Origin of the sequence: Spirillospora sp. NPDC029432 (genome assembly GCF_040703975.1) — a bacterium.
Lineage (GTDB): Bacteria > Actinomycetota > Actinomycetes > Streptosporangiales > Streptosporangiaceae > Spirillospora.
On record NZ_JBEZWH010000050.1, the window covers coordinates 1 to 18,640 of the forward strand.

The window sequence follows — 18,640 nt, forward strand, 5'->3', positions numbered from 1 at the left end:
GCCCCGCCCCCCCGCCCCCCGGGGGGGGGCGCCCGGCGCGAGCACCGAGCGCGGGGCCCCCGCCCCGGGCCCGGGTGGTGTGGAGGGTCGCCCCTCCACAATGAGGGGCCGAGGGGACGAAGTCCCAAAGGGGTCGAGGGGACGGAGTCCCTCGCAGGGGGTGCGGGGGACGGAGTCCCCTGCCCCGGGGCGGGTGCCCGGAGCGAGGAACGAGCGCAGGGCGCCCACCCCGGGCCCGGGTGGTGTGGAGGGTCGCCCCTCCACAATTAGACGTAGCGGGTCTTCGTCTCCTTTGGCGATCCACTCCGCGGTGCGCGTTCTTACGCTCGGCCTGACGAAGCCGGGAGGAAGATCGTGGAGATCGACGAAGTCGCCGCGCGGGTGGTTCGCAGCTACTGGGCGCTCCTGCTGGCCATGACGTTGCTGCCGCTGGTGCTGGTGGGGCTGGTGATGGGCGGTCAGGAGCCGCCGCATTCGGCCACGTCGCGGATCCAGGCGAGCAGCCGTGCGACGGACGCGGCGGCGGGCGACGCCGGTGTCAGCATCGTGGTGAGCCAGGTGAAGGCGTTCGCGACGAGCCGGACGCTGGTGGATCGGGTGCTGCGGGAGCAGCGGGTCGTCCGGGATCCGGTGGAGCTGGCGAAGCGGACGGCGGTGGCGGGCCTGGGCACGTCGACGGTGGTGGAGTTGACCGTCGAGGACGCGGATCCGGTGGTGGCGCGGCGGCTGACGGACGCGATCGGCCGGGCCGTGGTCGCCGAGATCAACCAGTCCAACCAGGGCGCGATCACGGCGCAGCTGGCGACGATCGAGAAGCGGATCCGGGAGCTGGAGAAGGAGCTCGGGCCGCTGTCGCGGCGGGCGGGTGCGGTGCCGGTGCCGGACATCGGGGCGGCGAACGAGCGGGAGCGGGTCGCGGCGGAGTTGAGCGATCTGCGGACGAGCCGCAGCGAGTTGCGGACGCAGCTGTCGACGACCGGTACGGCGTCGGTGGTGCAGCCGGCGGTGCTGGCGCCGCGGAGCAATCCGGCGCTGATGATGGCGGCGATCGCGGGCCTGGTGGGGCTGGTGTTCGGGATCCTGGTCGCGGTCGTGGTCGAGATGTTCCGGCCGACGGTTCCGGGGCAGGCGCGGGTCGCGCGCCGGCTGGGCGCGCCGCTGCTGGGCTGGGCGGATCGCGGTGACGCCGAGCTGGCGGATCTGGGCCGCCGGGTGCGGCTGGCCGCGCGGCGGGCGGGGACGGGCAAGGTCGCGCTGGTCGGGGCGGGCGGGCCGCTGCCGCCGGAGCTGGTCTCGCGGGTCGCGGCCGCCGTGTACGGGGACGACACGAAGGTCGTCGGCGCCCGCGTGGCGGCCGCGGCGCCGCCGTCCAACGGGTCCAGCGGGGACGCCCCCGGCGGGGACGGCGGGGACGGCGAACCCGCGGGCGGCGAGGGCAAGGGGTCGGCGGTGGTGAAGGCCGGCGCGAAGGGCGCGGGCACGGCCGTGATCTCCAAGAAGTCCGCCGGTGTGGCGAAGCCCGCCGAGTCCGGGCAGCAGGTGCTCGCCCGTGCCGTGTGCCACGTGCACGCCTTCGAGGACATCGATCCCGGTGCCGACGACGAGGTCGGCGTGGTCGCGGTGGCGGGTCCGGTGACCCGCGTGGCGGGCATGGACTCGGTCCGCGACCTGGTCGCCGCCTCCGGCTGGCCGCTGCTCGGGGTCGTCGCCACCACGCGAAAGATCAAGGGGTAGCCGCATGGCCGCAGAGCAGACCGCCACCGCGTCGAGCACCGTCCCGTTCACCGTTCCCTCGTTCGCGGACGAGGTGTCCGAGGCGGTCGTGAAGGTGCTGGATTCGGGCTGGGTGACGACGGGGCCGCAGACCGCCGCGTTCGAGCGGGACTTCGCCGACTATCTGGGCGCCGCGCACGTCGTCGCGGTGGCCTCCTGCACGACCGCGCTGGAGCTGTGCCTGCGCGCGATGGACCTGCCGCCCGGTTCGGCGGTGCTGACGCCGAGCCTGACGTTCTGCGGCGCGATCAACGCGATCCTGCACGCCGGGCACCGGCCGGTGCTGGTGGACATCGACGCGGGGACGCTGGTGCCGGGCCCGGCGACGGTCGCCGCGGCGGCGGCGCGGGTGCGGCCGGCGGCGATGGTCGTGCAGAACCAGGGCGGTTACCCGGTCGATGTGGCGGCGCTCGCGGAGGCAGCGGGGCTGGACCGGACGCAGGTGGTCGAGGACGCCGCGCACGGACCGGGCGCGGCGCGCGGCGGCGCCCCGGTCGGCTCCTCCTCGTACGCGGCGTGCTTCAGCTTCTACGCGACGAAGAACATGCCGATCGGCGAGGGCGGCGCGGTCGCGACCAGCGACGGGGACTTCGCGGACCGGATCCGGGCGACGCGCCTGCACGGGATGAGCAAGGACTCGTGGCGCCGCTACCTGCCGGGCGGCAGCTGGCGGTACGACGTCAGGAACCTGGGGCTCAAGGCCAACATGACCGACATCCAGGCGTCCATCGGGCGGGCCCAGCTGGCGGCGCTTCCCGGGTGGCAGCGCAGGCGGGCCGAGCTGGTCGCCCGGTACGACGAGGCGCTGCGCGGCCTGCCCGGTCTGGTCGTGCCGCAGCGGGAGCTGGACGGCGTCCAGCACGCCTGGCACCTCTACCAGGTGCGGGTGCCGGACCGGGACGCGATCATCGCCGAGCTGGAGTCGGCCGGCGTCGCCACGTCGGTCCATTTCATCCCCGCCAGCCATATGACCGCGTACCGGGAGATCCTGGGCGAGGAGGAGTGCGGCAGCGTGCCGGTGACCGACGAGGTCGCCGAGGAGCTGCTGTCGCTCCCCCTCTACCCGGGGCTGCCGGACGACGGGCTGGAGCGGGTGGCCGCGGCCCTCGCCGGGGCGCTGCGGTCCCGGGGATGACCGTGCGCCTGCTGCCGCGGCCCCGCCGTCCCGTACCGCCGCCCGACGCCGCGGCCGACCCGATGGCCGACCCGGCGGCCGCCCCGGAGGCCGGCGCGATGGCCGTGCTGATGGGGCGGGCCGAGGTCGCGGTGGCCGGGCGGCGCGGCCAGCGCCTGGTCGCCGGCCGCCGGGTGCTGGTCACCGGGGCCTGCGGGACGATCGGCGCGGCGCTGTGCCGCCGGATCGAGCGGCTCGATCCGGCCGGGCTGTTCCTGGTCGACCGGGACGCGGCGCGGCTGGACGGGCTGGCCCGCGAGCTGGCCGGCCGGCTCGGCGCCGACCGGGTGGTGCCGGCCCGCGCCGACGTCCGCGACCGCGGCCGGGTGGACCGGATCCTGCGGGCGGCGCGGCCCGCGCTGGTCTTCCACACCGCCGGCCAGAACGAGCTGGCCGAGGTGGAGGAGGACCCGTGCGCGGGGGTGGCCGACAACGTGCTCGGCACCCGGAACCTGGTGGACGGCGCCGTCCGCCACGGCGCGGAGCGGCTCGTGCTCGTCTCGTCGGACAAGGCGGCGGAGCCGACCTCGGTGCTCGGCGCGACGCTGCGGCTCGGCGAGCTGCTGCTCCGTACCGCCACGCCCGGCCCGACCCGGTTCGCGGCGGTACGGGTCGGGACCGTGATCGGCGCGCAGGGCCCGCTGCTCACCGCGCTGGCGGGCCGGATCTCGGCCGGCGAGGCCGTCGTCCTCGCCCATCCGGAGGCGGCGCGGCACTTCATGACGGTGGACGAGGCCGCGGGGCTGCTGCTGGAGGTGGCGGCGCTGTCGGAGGAGGCCGAGACGTTCGCGCTCGACATGGGCAGCCCGGTCCCGGTGATCGAACTGGTGCACCGGTACGCGGCGCAGCTGCGGCTGCCGGAGGTGACGATCCGGTTCAGCGGGCTCGGGCCGGGCGAGAAGCTCGCCGAGAAGGCGTTCGCCGACTCCGAGCGGCGGCTGCGCACCGCCCATCCCAAGATCTGGGGCACCCGTCCCGCGCCGCCGCCCGCCGGGCTGCCGCGGCTGCTGGACGCGCTGGGCGCGGCGGCCGGCCGCGGCGACGCCGCCGAGGTGCGGCTGCTGCTGCGCCGGCTGCTGCCCGAGTACCGCCCCGCGTACCGGAAGTGGTGGTGAGGTTCTCGTGAGGTCGAGCCGCAAGCTCAGGGTCGCCACGGTGATCACCCGTTTCAACGGCGGCGCCGGCCAGGTGGCGCTGAACGGCGCGCTGGCCCTGGACCCGTCCGGGTACGAGCGCGCGATCGTCACCGGCGGCGTCGGCATGGACAGCGAGGCCGCCGGGAGCCTGGCGGAGGTCCGGTACGGCGAGGACGCCGTCGCGCACGCCGCCGCCGGGGACCTGACGCCGCGGGCGCACGCGGCCGGGATGGAGATCGTCCAGGTGGGGCCGCTCGTCCCGCAGATCTCGCCGCGCGACGACCGGGCCGCGCTGCGGACGCTGACGCGGGTGCTGGCCGAGGGGCGGTACGACGTCGTCCACACGCACAGCGCCAAGGGCGGGGTGATCGGCCGGATCGCGGCGGCGCGCGCCGGGGTGCCGCGGATCGTGCACACCTGGCACGGCTTCCCGTTCAACGAGTTCCAGTCCCGGGCGCGGCGGTACGCCTACATCCGGCTGGAACGGGTCGCCGCCAAGCACACCGACGCGTTCCTGGCGATCGGCTCGGAGACGGTCACGACGGCGCTGCGGCTGGGCCTGGCCACGCCGGAGCGGATCCGGCTGTCGTGGCCGGCGGTGGACGTGGCCGCCTACGCCACCGCGCCCGGCTCGCGCGCGCAGGCCCGGCGCCGGCTGGACCTGCCGCTGGGCGTGAAGGTGGTCGGCTCGATCGGGCGGCTGACGTTCCAGAAGGGCCCGGAGATCTTCGTGCGGGCGCTGGCGCGGCTGCCCGAGGACGTGTTCGGGCTGTGGGTCGGCGGCGGCGCGATGGCGGGCGAGCTGGAGAGGCTGACGGCGCGGCTCGGCGTCGGGGACCGGATGCGCTGGCTCGGCCACCGCGACGACGTGGCCGCCGTGCTGCCCGCGTTCGACCTGATGGCGATGGCCAGCCGCTGGGAGGGCCTGCCGTGCGTGCTGGTCGAGGCGATCGGCGCCGGGATCCCGCTGGTCGCGACGGCCGTCCCGTCCAACCAGGACCTCGTGCTGGCCGGCGAGACGGGGCTGCTCGTACGGCCGGAGGACCCGGCCGGGCTCGCGGCCGCCGTCGCGCACCTGCTGGACGACCCGGTGGCCGCCGCGCGCATGGCCGAGCGCGCGCGGGAACGGGTCGGCGGCTGGTTCTCCCCCGAGTACCTGGGCGAGGTGCTCGACGCCACCTACCGGGGGGCGTCCGAGCGGCCGTACCGGGCGTGACCGGCCCGAGCAGCGAGGAGGGACCATGACCGCGACCGTCGCCGAGGCACCGGCCGCCGCGCCCGCCGCCGAGAGCGCGCGGAAGGCGCCGGAGCCGCGCCGCCGGTGGCCGCTGGTGGGGTTCGTGCTGGTCGGGAGCATCGCCTCGCTGCCGATGCTGATGCCGTTCGGGCTGCCGCCCGGCCCCGGCAACACCGGCCTGCCCGACCTGGCGCTGATCGTCCTGACGCTCACCGTGTTCTCCTGGGCGGCGGCGCGCCGGTACGCGGTGCGGTGGCCGTTCCTGATCCCCACGCTGCTGACGATCATCGCCGGCGGGATCGCCGCGATCGTGAACGACGTCGGCGCGCTCACACTGGTCAAGGACCTGTTCGTGCTGCTGTGGTGCGTCTGCGTCGCGAACCTGGGCCGGGACGTCCGCCACCTGCGGCTCGCGATCCGGTCCTGGGTGCTGATCGGGACGTTCTACGCGGCCGTCATGATCTTCGGCTTCGCGATCGGGAACGATCTGCTGTCGGGCAAGCAGGTCGACGGCGAGCGGGCGATGTTCACCTTCGGCGACGCGAACTACGCCTCCAACTGGTTCATCTGCGTCTTCTTCATCGCCCGCGCCGCCCGCTACCCGGAGACGCCGTGGCGGCGCCGGGCGCTCTGCGGCGTGCTGCTGCTGGCCGAGGTGCTGACCGGGTCGAACGGCGGCGCGCTCGCGCTCGGCGTCGCGATCGTCGCCGGGTACGTCTTCCGGCTGTTCCGCGAGGGGAAGGCGCACCACGCGGTCGCCGTCATGTCGCTGGTGGTCTTCATGGGCGGCGGCGCGGTCGCGGCGCTCACCCAGATCGACATCCAGCCGCTGCTGGACCGGGCCAGCGCCGCCTCCCCCATCCTGCGCGACTCGATCGGCCGGACGACCGGGGAGAGCACCGAGTCGCGCGGCACGGTGTTCGCGACCACGTTCCGGATGATCGAGGAGCAGACCCATCCGTGGGGCATCGGCGCCGGCCACACCGAGTCCGCGATGCGCGAGAACCAGGAGACGTACGTCCGCGAGGCGCACAACGACTACATCGCGGCGGTGCTCGAACGCGGCTTCCTCGGCGGGATCGCGCTGATCTGCCTGGTGTTCGTCGTGCTGCTCTACTGCCTGCGTATCGGCCGCCGGAACGCGCTGGCCCCCGCGTACGCGGCCGCCGTCCCGCGGCCCGAGCTGTTCGGCGCGCTCGTGCTGGTGTTCCTGGTGTCCGGGCTGTTCTACGAGACCCTGCACTACCGGCACGGCTGGGCGTTCTTCGGCCTGATCGCCGCCCTGCACGTCTTCGGGCGCCGCGGCGCCGTACGGGAGGAGGCGCGATGACCGAGCTGCGTCCCAAGCCGGGCGACGCCGTGCCGGGCACGGTGCTGCCCACCGAGCACACCGCCGCGCCCGCCCGCACGATCACCGGCCGCATCGCCACGCTGATGGCCGGGAACATGGCGGGCCGGGTCGGCGCGCTCGCCTCGCTCGGAATCGCGACGATCATGGTGGCGCGGATCGGCGGGCCCGCCCTGGTGGGGGCGTTCACGCTGGTGCGGATCCTGCCCGGGCTGGCCTGCCACCTGTCCAACGCCGGGCTCCCGGCCGCCGCGCCGTACTTCCTCGCCGGGCACGACGGCGCGGGCAGGGGGTACGACCAGGCGCGGGTGCGGCCCACGCTCGCGTGGCTCACGGTCGGCGGCGCGCTCACCGGGGCGGCGGGCTGGCTCGTCCTCAGCCCCCTGATCTACCTGGCGTTCTTCCAGTCCTTCGGGTACTGGGTGGCGCTGGTGGCGACCGTGCCCACGTTCACGCAGGGGTTCGTGTCGGTCGGCAAAGGGCTGCTCCAGGGGACCGGCGACATGCGCGGCGCCAGCCTCGCGATCACGGTCGAGGAGTTCGTGTTCCTGCCGATCTACCTGGCCATCCTGATCGCCTGGCACGGGCCGGGCGCGCTGGTCACCGGGCTGGTGCTGGCGGACGTGGCGGCGGCGGCCTGGATCATCGTCCGGCTGGCCCGGCGCGGCTTCTTCCGCGGCTGGGGGCGGCCGGACGCGCGACTCGGCCGCACCATCGCCGGGTACGGGCTGCGCGGCTACCTCGGCCAGCTGATCGACCTGCTCCAGCTGCGCTTCGACATGGCGCTGCTCGGCGCGCTCGCCGGGCCGAAGGTGCTGGGCGTCTACACGGTCGCGAGCAAGTTCGCGGAGCTGGTGCAGCTGCCCGGGCTGGCGCTCAACTACGTCCTGTACCCGGACTTCGCGCGCGACGACCGCGCCGAGGCCACCCGCCGTACGCGCAGGCTCATCCTGCCCGCGCTGGGGATCTCGGTGCTGGCCGCGCTGCCGCTCGCGCTGATCGCCGGGACGGCGCTGCCGTGGGTGTTCGGCGAGGTCTTCGACGACGCGGTGGTGCCGACCTACATCCGGCTGGCCGGCGTCGTCACGTTCGGCGTCACCGGGCTGATCATGGCGTATCTGTACGGCGTCGGCCGCCCCGGCGCCGCCTCGGCCGGGCAGGCGATCGGGCTGGTCGTCGTGGTCGTGGCGGGCGTGATTCTGATCCCCCGGTACGAGGCGTCCGGCGCCGCGATCGCCACGGCGGTGTCGTTCGTCGCGACCACGGTCGCGCTGCTGGCGTGGTTCCGCCATGTCGAGAGGAAGGGGTGACCGCGATGGCCGCCCACGACCGCGAGCCCGGCCGTGATCCCGGACAGGACCTCGTGACGCGCCCCGTCGACCCGTCCGACGGCGTCGCCCCGTCCACCGCGCGGCGCGTGCTGGACGTCCTCGGCGCGCTCGCCGGGCTGGTCCTGCTCAGCTTCCCGCTGCTGCTGGTGTACGTGCTGGTCCGCACGTCCAGCCCCGGTCCCGGCGTCTTCCGGCAGACGCGGGTCGGGCAGGGCGGGCGGCCGTTCACCATGTACAAGTTCCGCACGATGCGGCAGGGCGTCGGCGGCCTCACCGTCACCGCCAACTGCGACCCGCGGCTGACCCGCATCGGCAAGGTGCTGCGCGAGTGGTCGCTGGACGAGCTGCCGCAGCTGGTGAACGTGCTGCGCGGCCAGATGACGCTGGTCGGGCCGCGCCCGGAGACGTACGACCTGGCCGTGCACTACGACCCCGCCACCCGCTGGATCTTCGACCACCGGCCCGGGCTGACCGGGCTGTCCGAGGTCCGCTTCCGCGACTTCGACGTGCTGCCGCCCGGCGAGGAGGTCGATCTCGTCAACTACATCCGGCGGATCGTGCCGGCGCGGGTCGCGGTGGACGCGGTGTACCTGCGCGACCCGTCCATGGCGGCGACGGTCCGGGCGCTGTGGGACACCGTCCGGCACATCCTCGGCTTCACGATCCCGCCGCTGGACGTGACCCCGGCCGCGCCGCCCGCGCCGAAGTCCCGGCCGCCCGCGTCCACGTCCCCGTCCCGGCCCGAGTCCCGGCCCCAGCCCCGGACCGCTCCCGTGACCGAGCCGCCCGCCGAGGAGCCCGGCTCCGCCGCCTGACCGCCGACCGCACGGGGAGACGCCGATGGACACGCGACTGAAGATCCCGGCGGCGGTGGTCGCCGGCGCCGTCCTGCTCGCCGGATTCCTCCTCTACGCGCAGCGCGGGTCGTCCGGCGGGCACGAGCCGTACACGGGGCCGCCGGCGTCCCCCGGCGCGACCCGCCCCGAGCCGCCGCGGACGCTCAACATCGCGCTCAACACCGAGCCGGCCGACTACCCGCGGCTGCGGGAGCTCGGCTACGACCTGGTGGACGTCAAGCCCGACCCCTCCTCGGTCGAGGGCGTCCCGGACGGCATGCGGGCCATGCTCTGGGTCGGCAACTTCACCTGCGAGCCGTTCGAGTACTCCTACGCCGACTTCGCCGCGGCCGTGCGGCGCCTGGCCCGCCATCCCAAGGTGTACGGCTGGTACCTGTCCGACGAGCCCAACCCGCGCCGGTGCCCGGAGATCGCCGACGAGATCCGGCGCCGGGCCGACCTGATCGAGCGGGAGGCGCCGGGGCAGATCTCGTTCATCTCGCTCACCGACTGGCCGATGCGGGCGGTCACGCCCGAGAAGGTGAACGTGGACCTGGTCGGGCTGGACCCGTACCCGTGCAAGGGCTCGGCGCGGACGCGGTCCCGCTGCGACATCGGCGCCATCGACCGGATGGTGCGGATGGCCGACGCCGCGGGGATCCCGCGGCGGCTGGTCGTGCCGGTGTTCCAGACGTTCGGGCAGCGCTGCTCCACCGGCGACAAGCAGTACTGGCTGCCCACCGAGGACCAGATGCGGCAGATCCTGCACCGCTGGGACCGGCTCGTCCCGAACCCGCCGATGGACATCGCCTACTCGTGGGGGCACCAGGGGCGGTGGGCGTGCCCGACCCTCAAGGACGCCGCGGGCGGCGGCCACCCCGACCTACAGTCGATCATGAAGGCCCGGAACGTCCGGTAGGGAACGTCCGGTAGAGGTGGCGGCCCGCTCAGGGCTGTGCGGGGGTCTCCGCCAGGGCGGGAGAATTCGGCATGTCCAGGGGGAGCGACCCGAGCTGGAGCGCCAGCACCTCCAGCATCACGACGACCACGACGAAACCGGCGGCCCACAGGCCGATCTTCTTCTTGCCCAGCACTCCCCGAACCCCTTCAAAACCCCCGGATGACCTTGAAAAACGCTAGCACGCCTTTATATGAGTACGTACGGAATAACGGTCAGTATTCGGTATCGATGTGGATCAGGAGACCGGCCGGCTGCCGAGGTTGACGCAGCGGGCGTTCACGCACTCGCCGGTCGCCAGGTCGAACGCGAAGTTGTGCGCCAGGCAGTGCACCAGCCCGCCGTCGACGATCGCGCCGACCGCCAGGTCCTCCCCCGCGTGCGGGCAGTAGCGCGGGATGTCGTAGGTGCGGCCGCCCGACTTCACGATGATCCGCTCGGACTCGTCGCGGCCCGTCTCGTACGCCTCGACCGCCCGCAGCGCCGGGGCGTTCGCGTGCTTGAGCAGCCCGACGAGATGGTCGTTGTAGACGTCCGGGTCGCGGTAGAGGCTGAGCCGGAACGAGATCAGCAGGTCCTCCCAGGCGATCCGGCCGTCCAGCACCCCCCGCACCCAGCGGCCCGCGGTGGTGATCCGGTAGTGCGCGCGGGTGCCGGGCCCGGCCTCCGCCACCGTGACGCCGTCCGGCGAGAAGCCCACGTCGAACACCCCGCCGTTCGGGCCGGTCACCTCGAACCGGACGACCATGTCGATCTTGGTGCGGAAGTACTCGCTCAACCCGCCCAGATCATGGAAATGCGCCGCGAACCGGTCCGCGAACCCCGGCTCGGGATGCGGGAACCCCGCCAGCACGCCCTCGATCGCCGCCGCCCGGTCGGCCGCGTACCGCTCCAGGTAGCCCTTCCGGAAGGCGTCGTCGAACCGGAACGCCGCCGAGACCGGGTCGCGGGTGACCGCGCCGGTGTCCAGGTCGAGGACGTCGCCCGGCTTGAACGCGTCCCAGCGCTGGTCCGGCAGGTGCTCGCTCAGCCACCGCACCGACACGTCCGGATCGCAGAACGCGCCGGCCTCCTGGTCCAGCACCCAGTTGAGGTGGCCGACCTCGCCGTCCAGGAAGCACGGCGGCCCGGCGAACGGCACCGCCAGCTCCGGCGCGGCCTGCCTGACCAGGCGCTGCACCGCGCGCAGCTTCGCCACCCGCTTGTCCATGGAGATCTTCGCCATCTCGGCGGCCGGGTACTCGTAGCAGATCGGATGCCATGACGCCCCCGCGCTCTGCAGCGCCATCAGATCCAGCCGGCCGCCCGCCAGATGCTTGGCGCGGCGGACCTGCGCGGCGGTGAGCCGGGCGTCGTTGCAGTGCAGCACCGCGCGCCCGTCCGCCACGATGAGAAATGCCGCGTCATGACACATCGGCGAGAGCTCCGGAATGACGGTCAGCCAGGAGCCGTGATTGTCGAGTGGGAATTTCTCCCACGGCGGTATCTCGATTACCTGGCGGGAACCGGCGGCCCGCGCCATCCGTTCTCTGAACGCGGGCCCCGGATAGCGAGGAATGAGGATACGGGTCCGCACGGAGAGCCGCTCGATGAACCAGGGATCGAAATGATCTAGGTGCTCGTGCGATACGGCGACCCAGTCGGCGTCCGCCAGCGCGCCGGGGTCGAGGTGATCGTTCCTCGGATACTGGTGCCAGGCCCCGAGGAAGGCCCCCGACGTGGCGAGCCAGGGATCCGCGAGCAGGCGGAACGCGCCCGCGCGTACCGCCACTCCGGCATGTCCGAGAAAGGTGATCGCAGGCATGCCCCGACGATCCCTCCCCGCGTCCCCGATCACACCCACCGGAATGCGCAAGACGGCTACGCCGTAGGTATGAAAGAAATGCCGGTCCGGCGGCCGACAATCCAGTTAGTACGACCCTTACAGACGTACCGGCAAAGGCCCCGGTTTACGCCGCCGGATAAGCATGTCCACTTCCGGTCAGTGACCCGTCTGTCGCGGTCGGCGACCTGGACAAGAGAACGTTCGCGAGTGACCGTCGTCACGGTGCTGGTATTACCGGACGGGGGTCCTTCCATGAACAACGGGCAGTCTCGGTCATCTCCGTTCGACATGCCCGCACATGTCGCGACGCACGGCCTCGACCAGGCCGCGCCGGCCCGCTCCGGAGCCGCCGCCGGCGGCGATCCGGGCCTGTGGCGGCGGCGGCTGCGGCACGACATCCGCCACGAACTCGGCACGATCATCATGCTGGCCTCGGCGGTCGCGGTCGCCGACGACGTGGGGGCCACCAGCCGCGAGCGGGTCGAGCAGCTGCTCGGCGAGACCCGCTGGCTGGACCACCTGCTGCGCAGGCTCGACGGCGACGACGCAGGCGGCACAGGCGGCACAGGCGGCGCGGGCGAGCACGAGCGCCCGCTGCCCGAGCGCATCCGGGTGGACGACCTCACCGCCGAGGTCGTCACCGGCATGCGGCTCGCCACCCCGCACGAGGTCAGCCTCACCGGCGGCGAGGCGTGGGCGCACATGGACCCGGTGGCGCTGTGGCGCGCGCTGCGCAACGTGCTCGACAACGCCTGCCGGGTCGCGGCCGGGCGGGTGGACGTCCAGGTCGCCGCCGACCGCGGCTGGGTCGCCGTGCAGGTCGACGACGACGGGCCCGGCTTCGGCGCCGGCTCGGGCGGGCTGGCCTCGCTCGGCCTCGGCATCGTGCACGACCTGATCTCCGAGTACGGCGGCGGGCTGGAGATCCGCACCGGCGCGATGGGCGGCGCCCGGGTCCGCATCCTGCTGCCGTCCGCCCCGCCGCCCGAGGCCGTCCCGGCCGCCGTCACCGCCGACGACTGGCGGCCGCATCCCTGAGGTTCGTCCATGAAGGTTCGTTTATGAGGGCTGGTTTATGAGGGTCTGTCCATGAGGGTTCTCGTGTGCGACGACCATGCGGTCTTCGCCGACTCGCTGTCGCTGGTGCTGGCGGACGCGGGGCACGCCGTCGTGGGCGTCGCGTACTCGCCGGAGGAGGCGCTGCCGATGCTGCGCGCCGACCCGCCGGACGTCTGCCTGATCGACCTGCGGTTCCCGGCGGGCACCGCGCTGGACTGGATGCCGCGGCTGCGCGCCGCGGCCCCGGACGCGCGGTTCGTGGTGCTGACCGGGTTCCTGGAGCAGCGGGTGCTGGACGCGGGGCTCGCGGCGGGGGTGCACGGCTTCGCGCACAAGGGCCAGCAGGCCGGCGACGTCCTGGCGGTGCTGCGCAGGGTCGAGGCCGGCGAGATCGTCGTCGACCGGGCCGCCCGGCGCGGCGGCGGCGACCGGGCGCACAGCCAGGCGCGGCAGGTGGCGCGGTTCCTCACCCCGCGCGAGCGCGAGGTGCTGACCCGGCTGGCGCGCGGCGAGTCCACCCAGGCGCTCGCCAAGGCGATGGGCGTGACCCGCAGCACCGCCCGCAGCCATGTCCAGAGCGTGCTGAGCAAGCTCGGGGTGCATTCGCAGCGGGAGGCGGTCATCGAGGCGGCGCGGCACGGGCTGGTGAGCGTCGAGACCGGGGAATGGCTCGCGGGCTGAAGAAGAGGGACACGGGGGGACGCGGGGGGACACAGGGCGACACGGCGAACGGGAGGGAGTCCATGCCGCAGCGGCGAGGCGCCCGGCCGGTCGCCGGGGCGGAGGCGCTGGCCTGCCCGGACACCTACGCCCGCGGCGTGCCGTACGACCTCCTGGACCGGCTGCGCGCCCGCACCCCGGTCACCTGGCTGGACGAGCGCGGCGCGGGCGGGCCGGGCTCGTGGGCGGTGCTGCGGTACGCCGACGTCCGGCACGCGCTCGCCCACCCGGAGCTGTTCGCGCCCGAGCCCGGCGCCGGGCCGCACGGGACGTCCGCCGGCCCGCCCGAGCCGGACGCCGCGATGATCGACATGGAGCCGCCGGCCCGCGCCCTGCTGGCCCGGATCACCGGCGACGCCCCGGCCGACTTCGCCGCCGGGGTCGCCGCGGACCTCCCCGAGACCGTCCGCAACACGCTCGCGGGCGGCCTGTACGCGCTGCTGCGCGCCCCCGACCAGTACGCCCGGCTGCGGGCCGCCCGCGCCGACGAGGGGCTCCTGGACGCCGCCGTCGAGGAGACGCTGCGCTGGTGGACGCCGGTCATGTGCGTCCGCCGCACCGTACGCCGCCCGACGATCATGGGCGGGGTCCCGCTGCGGCCCGGGGAGCGGGTGTCGCTCTGGCTCACCGCCGCCGGCCACGATGAGGCCGCGTTCCCCGACCCGCACCGGTTCGTCCCGGACCGCTTCAGGCCCGGCGGCCGGGCGCGGCCCCACCTCGCCCTCGGCCACGGCCCGCACGCCTGCCTGGGGGCCATGCTCGCCCGCCTCCACCTGCGCGCGCTGCTCACCGCCGTCCTGGAGCGCCCCGGGCGCCTCGTCCCGGCGGGCGAGCCCGTCCGGCTGAGGTCCACCACCCGGAACGGCTTCGAGCGCCTGCCCGTCCGGTGGAGCGGGTGAGCGCGCCATGCCCGGCCTCCGACCCGCGATGGCGGCCGCGGCCGCCCCGTACCGCCGCGGGAGTAGGTCCGGTCACTCCCCCGGACCGACGCCGCCGCCGGGCCCGGTGACCTAACTTGCAGGCATGAGCACTTCCCCGCCGGGCGCGCAGGTCAGGCCCCACCTGCCGCTGCCGAGCACGTGGCCCGTCTGGCTGGTGCCGGCGTTCCTCGCGTTCGTCCAGGTCGTCGGGTCGCTGGGCGCGCAGAGCGGGGAGCGCCGCGGCGGCCCCTGGGAGGGCCCGCCGTCGTGGGACGAGACGCACGGCCCCTGGCGCGAGCCCGACCCCGGGTACACCAGCACGCCGCTCGACCCGCTGGGGTTCGCGCTGCTGGCGGGCGGCCCGGCGCTGCTGCTGCTGCGCCGCCGGCACCCGGTGTTCACGCTGGCGGGGGTGGGCGCGGTTACGCTGGTCTACCTGCTGCGCGCCTACACGTACGGGCCCGGCCTGTTCGCCGCGGCCATCGCGCTGGTGGGCGCCGTGGTGGCCGGGCACCGGCTTGCCGCGTGGGCGGGCGCGTCGGCCGCGGTCGCCGGGTACTTCGCGCTCACCGCCGTGATCGGCGTGCCGTTCGAGGAGCGCGGCCGGGCGGGCACGCCGTTCCCGGTGGAGGAGCCGTCGGTGAGCGGCGCGGCGTTCGCGGTCGCGTGGGTGCTGATCGCGCTGATCAGCGGGGAGCTGGTCAGGATGCGCGCGCAGCGGGCCGCCGCCGCGGCCCGTACCCGGGCCGAGGAGGAGCGCCGCCAGGCCAGCGAGGAGCGGCTGCTGATGGCCCGCGAGCTGCACGACGTGCTGGCGCACAACATCTCGATGATCAACGTGCAGGCCGGGGTGGCGCTGCACCTGATCGACGACGATCCGAACCAGGCGCGCACCGCGCTGGCCGCGATCAAGGAGGCCAGCAAGGAGGCGCTCACCGAGATGCGGTCGGTGATCGGGGTGCTGCGCTCGCAGGGCGAGAGCGCGCCGCGCTCCCCGACCGCCGGCCTGGCCCGGCTGGACGAGCTGCTCGGCCGGGCCCGGTCGGCGGGGCTGCGGGTGGAGTCGGAGATCACCGGGGAGCGGCGGCCGCTGCCGGCCGGCACCGACCTGGCCGCGTTCCGGATCGTCCAGGAGTCGCTCACGAACATCACCCGGCACGCGGGTCCCGGGCCGGTGACGGCCCGGCTCCGGATCGCCTACGGTGAGCGGGAGGTCGCCGTCCAGGTCGAGGACGACGGCCAGGGCGTGTCGCTGCTGGACGACCATCCGGGCGGCAGCGGGATCAACGGCATGCGCGAGCGCGCCGCGGCGCTCGGCGGCACGTTCGAGGCCGGGCCGCGGCCGGGCGGCGGGTTCCGGGTGAGCGCGACGCTGCCGGCCACCGAGGCGCCCCCCGGCGCCGGGCCCACGGGCGAGGGAGACACGGAATGATCAAGGTCCTGCTGGCCGACGACCAGGTCCTGGTCCGCGCGGGGTTCCGGGCGCTCCTGGACGCCCAGGCCGACATCGAGGTGGTGGGCGAGGCGAGCGACGGCGAGGAGGCGGTCGCGCAGGCCCGCCGGCTGCGTCCCGACGTGATCCTGATGGACATCCGGATGCCCGGCCTGGACGGCCTGGAGGCCACCCGCCGGATCGCCTCCGACGAGCGGCTGGACGGCGTCCGGATCGTCATCCTCACGACGTTCGAACTGGACGAGTACGTGTTCGAGGCGCTGCGCGGCGGAGCCGGCGGGTTCCTGGTCAAGGACACCGAGCCGGTCGAGCTGATCCACGCCGTGCGGGCGGTGGCGGCGGGCGACGCGCTGCTGTCGCCGAGCGTGACCAAGCGGCTGATCGCCGAGTTCGCCACCCGGGCCAAGGAGCCCGCGCCCTCGCCCCGCCTCAACGCCCTCACCGAGCGCGAGCGCGAGGTGATGACGCTGGTCGGCGAGGGGCTGACGAACGAGGAGATCGCGACCCGGCTGGTGGTGAGCCCGGCGACCGCCAAGACCCATGTGAGCCGGACGATGGTCAAGCTCGGCGCCCGCGACCGCGCCCAGCTGGTCGTGTTCGCGTACGAATCCGGGCTGGTGAAGCCCGGATGGCTGTCCTGACGGCCGCCCTCTATGCTGATTCGGCGCCGTTCCCTGGTCGCGCCGGGCACGGGCATGGCAGGGTTGGCGCACGACAGGCCTTGACCGACGCGCGGAGGAGCCGGTGCCGCACGCCACGAAGATCCTGGCCGTGGACGACCGCGAGGAGAACCTCGTGGCCCTCGCGGCCGTCCTCGACGCGCTCCCGGTCGAGGTGGTCTCCGTCTCCTCGGGCCGGGCCGCGCTCAAGGAGCTGCTGAACGACGAGTTCGCGCTCATCCTGCTCGACGTGGTGATGCCCGACATGGATGGGTTCGAGACCGCCGGGCACATCAAGAGCCGGCCCCGGACCCGGGACATCCCGATCATCTTCCTGACCGCGGCGGGCGAGGCCGGCGAGCAGGCGTACCAGGGGTACGCGGCGGGCGCGGTCGACTACCTGACCAAGCCGTTCGACCCCTGGCTGCTGCGCGCCAAGGTATCGATCTTCGTCGATCTGCACCGCCGCACGCTCCAGCTGCGGCAGCAGGCCGCGCTGCTGCGGCAGGCGCTGGACGACGACGAGGACGGCGCGTCCGGCACCGGCGAGCAGATCCTCAAGACGCTGGACGACCGGATGATCCGGGTCGAGGACGACGTCGCCCGGCTGCGCGGCGGCACCGGCGGCCCGGCCGGCCCGGCGCTGGAGGAGCTGGACGCGCACGTCGCCGACCTGCGGCTGGCCCTGAACGCCCTCATCGCCGGCAACTGAGCCCCCGCCGCCACCGGCCGCCGCAGGTCGCGGCCGGCCGGCGGGGACCGCCTGTCAGGCGCCGCGGACGGCCTCCACCCGGACCTCGCCGGCGGCGCCCGCACCGCCGTTGATCTTCATTCGGATGATCAGCGCCCCGCCCAGCACCGCGGCGACCACCAGGATCACCGCGATCGTGACGATGACGATGGTCTTGCGGCGCTCCTTCTCGCGCGGGCTCAGCACCGGCGTCGGCGGCCGCGGCTGCTGCCACTGCCGGGACTGCGCGGGCTGCTCCCACGGCGGCGGCGTCTGCGGCGCGCCCGCCCCCGGAACCTGGCCGCCCGGCGCGCGGTTGCCATGCTCGGGCGGCGGCGCCCACTCGGTCTCCAGCAGCGTGCGCGGCTCCTCCGGCCGCCCGTACTGGGAAGGGCGCGAGGGCGGCCCTGCCTGTGGCCGTGCCGGCGGCCCGGTCGGCGGCCGGGAGGGCGGGGCCGGAGGCGGCGGGCCCGGCGGGGCGTGCGACGCCGAGCCGGTGCCCGAATCCGGCCGGGTGATCTCCTCGAACTCGGCCGAGTCGAGGATGGTGTCGGCGGGCTCGTCCACGACCGTCTGCTCGTAGGCGCGCAGGGGCTCGTCCAGCAACGTCTCGTCCGTGCGCGGCCGCGGCGGCGGGGGCGGCGGCGCGACCGGCCGGGGCATCGTGGCCACCCGGTCCAGCATGGGCTCGGCCTGCGCGGCCGTGATCCGGCGGGCGGGCTCGCGGGCGAGCAGCCCGTCCAGCACCGCGCGCAGCGGCCCGGCGTTGCGCGGCGGCGGCACGGGCTCGATCAGCGCGGCCTGGAGCGACGACATCGCGTCGGAGCGCTCGTACGGCGACCGGCCCTCCAGCGCGGCGTACATCGTCGCCCCGAGCGCCCACAGGTCGGACGCCGGCACCGCCCGCTCGCCCTGGGCGCGCTCCGGCGGGATGTACGCGGGCGACCCCATGACCAGGCCGGTCTGGGTGAGGGTGGCGTCGCCCTCGACCTGGGCGATGCCGAAGTCGGTGAGGACCACCCGGCCGGCGTCGGTGATCAGCACGTTGCTGGGCTTGACGTCGCGGTGCAGGATGCCCTTCTCGTGCGCGTGCCGCAGGGCGCCGAGCATCTGCAGGCCGATCTCCGCGACCCGCCGGTGCTCCAGCAGCCCCTCCTCCAGCACGTCCTGGAGCGAGCGGGCGTGGACCAGCTCCATCACGATCCACGGCCGGTCGGCCTCCTCCACGACGTCGTGGACGGTGACGACGCCGGGATGGTTGAGCCGGGCGGAGGCCCGGGCCTCGCGGAAGGTGCGCTTGTAGGTCAGCTCGTGCTCGTCCGGGCCCAGCCCGGGCGGCAGCACCACCTCCTTGACCGCGACCTCGCGGTCGAGCATCACGTCATAGGCGCGCCAGACCGTGCCCATGCCGCCACGGCCGACCACCGCGTCCAGCCGGTACCGGCCGGCGAGCAGATGACCCTCAGCCATATCTCAATGGT

General features: G+C 74.6%; 17 protein-coding genes. 14 read left to right on the top strand and 3 right to left on the bottom strand.

Annotated features, from left to right (window positions below; translation table 11 throughout):
• Positions 1-354 precede the first annotated feature (354 nt).
• Genes AB0881_RS29965 through AB0881_RS30000 form a run of 8 tightly spaced genes read left to right on the top strand, consistent with a single transcriptional unit; the run spans position 355 to position 9,754 of the window.
• A complete protein-coding gene (locus AB0881_RS29965; RefSeq protein ID WP_366622216.1) occupies positions 355-1,734 on the top strand; it encodes a hypothetical protein in 1,380 nt (459 codons plus the stop codon).
• Positions 1,735-1,738: 4 nt separating this feature from the next.
• The gene (locus tag AB0881_RS29970) at positions 1,739-2,908 is read left to right on the top strand and encodes a DegT/DnrJ/EryC1/StrS aminotransferase family protein (protein WP_366622218.1); all 1,170 of its coding nucleotides are present in this window, start codon (positions 1,739-1,741) and stop codon (positions 2,906-2,908) included.
• Complete coding sequence (locus AB0881_RS29975) at positions 2,905-4,062, top strand: SDR family NAD(P)-dependent oxidoreductase (protein WP_366622220.1); 1,158 nt, start codon at positions 2,905-2,907, stop codon at positions 4,060-4,062. The genes AB0881_RS29970 and AB0881_RS29975 overlap by 4 nt, the downstream gene beginning before the upstream one ends.
• Positions 4,063-4,102: 40 nt before the next feature.
• Complete coding sequence (locus tag AB0881_RS29980) at positions 4,103-5,299, top strand: glycosyltransferase (protein ID WP_366622222.1); 1,197 nt, start codon at positions 4,103-4,105, stop codon at positions 5,297-5,299.
• A gap of 25 nt (positions 5,300-5,324) precedes the next feature.
• Positions 5,325-6,650, top strand: coding sequence for an O-antigen ligase family protein (locus AB0881_RS29985; RefSeq protein WP_366622224.1), 1,326 nt, complete (start codon positions 5,325-5,327; stop codon positions 6,648-6,650).
• The gene (locus AB0881_RS29990; RefSeq protein WP_366622226.1) at positions 6,647-7,978 is read left to right on the top strand and encodes a lipopolysaccharide biosynthesis protein; all 1,332 of its coding nucleotides are present in this window, start codon (positions 6,647-6,649) and stop codon (positions 7,976-7,978) included. Before AB0881_RS29985 ends, AB0881_RS29990 begins: the two co-directional genes overlap by 4 nt.
• A gap of 5 nt (positions 7,979-7,983) precedes the next feature.
• Complete coding sequence (locus tag AB0881_RS29995; protein WP_366622228.1) at positions 7,984-8,814, top strand: sugar transferase; 831 nt, start codon at positions 7,984-7,986, stop codon at positions 8,812-8,814.
• A 25-nt stretch (positions 8,815-8,839) separates the two neighbouring features.
• Positions 8,840-9,754, top strand: coding sequence for a hypothetical protein (locus AB0881_RS30000; RefSeq protein ID WP_366622230.1), 915 nt, complete (start codon positions 8,840-8,842; stop codon positions 9,752-9,754).
• Between the two features lie 28 nt (positions 9,755-9,782).
• On the opposite strand, the gene AB0881_RS30005 is transcribed toward AB0881_RS30000, so the two are convergent.
• Together AB0881_RS30005 and AB0881_RS30010 are read right to left on the bottom strand one after the other, a co-directional pair.
• Positions 9,783-9,929 (bottom strand): hypothetical protein, encoded by a 147-nt coding sequence (locus AB0881_RS30005; RefSeq protein WP_366622232.1) that lies wholly within the window; start codon positions 9,927-9,929, stop codon positions 9,783-9,785.
• 102 nt (positions 9,930-10,031) lie between these two features.
• A complete protein-coding gene (locus AB0881_RS30010) occupies positions 10,032-11,597 on the bottom strand; it encodes a Rieske 2Fe-2S domain-containing protein (RefSeq protein WP_366622234.1) in 1,566 nt (521 codons plus the stop codon).
• Positions 11,598-11,906: 309 nt separating this feature from the next.
• Here AB0881_RS30010 and AB0881_RS30015 point away from each other — a divergent pair, with 309 nt between their 5' ends.
• The 6 genes from AB0881_RS30015 (at position 11,907) to AB0881_RS30040 (ending at position 17,141) form a co-directional block, all read left to right on the top strand.
• Positions 11,907-12,656 carry an ATP-binding protein gene (locus AB0881_RS30015; RefSeq protein ID WP_366622236.1) on the top strand — a complete coding sequence of 250 codons (750 nt, stop codon included), beginning with the start codon at positions 11,907-11,909 and terminating at the stop codon, positions 12,654-12,656.
• Positions 12,657-12,707: 51 nt separating this feature from the next.
• The gene (locus AB0881_RS30020; RefSeq protein ID WP_366622238.1) at positions 12,708-13,358 is read left to right on the top strand and encodes a response regulator transcription factor; all 651 of its coding nucleotides are present in this window, start codon (positions 12,708-12,710) and stop codon (positions 13,356-13,358) included.
• 62 nt (positions 13,359-13,420) lie between these two features.
• Positions 13,421-14,296 (top strand): cytochrome P450, encoded by an 876-nt coding sequence (locus AB0881_RS30025; protein WP_366622239.1) that lies wholly within the window; start codon positions 13,421-13,423, stop codon positions 14,294-14,296.
• Positions 14,297-14,420: 124 nt separating this feature from the next.
• On the top strand, positions 14,421-15,749 hold the full coding sequence (locus AB0881_RS30030) for a sensor histidine kinase (protein WP_366622241.1): 1,329 nt from the start codon (positions 14,421-14,423) through the stop codon (positions 15,747-15,749).
• Positions 15,746-16,411, top strand: coding sequence for a response regulator transcription factor (locus AB0881_RS30035; RefSeq protein WP_366622243.1), 666 nt, complete (start codon positions 15,746-15,748; stop codon positions 16,409-16,411). Before AB0881_RS30030 ends, AB0881_RS30035 begins: the two co-directional genes overlap by 4 nt.
• Positions 16,412-16,514: 103 nt before the next feature.
• Complete coding sequence (locus tag AB0881_RS30040; RefSeq protein ID WP_366622245.1) at positions 16,515-17,141, top strand: response regulator; 627 nt, start codon at positions 16,515-16,517, stop codon at positions 17,139-17,141.
• 54 nt (positions 17,142-17,195) lie between these two features.
• On the opposite strand, the gene AB0881_RS30045 is transcribed toward AB0881_RS30040, so the two are convergent.
• The gene (locus tag AB0881_RS30045) at positions 17,196-18,629 is read right to left on the bottom strand and encodes a protein kinase (protein WP_366622246.1); all 1,434 of its coding nucleotides are present in this window, start codon (positions 18,627-18,629) and stop codon (positions 17,196-17,198) included.
• Positions 18,630-18,640: the final 11 nt, after the last annotated feature.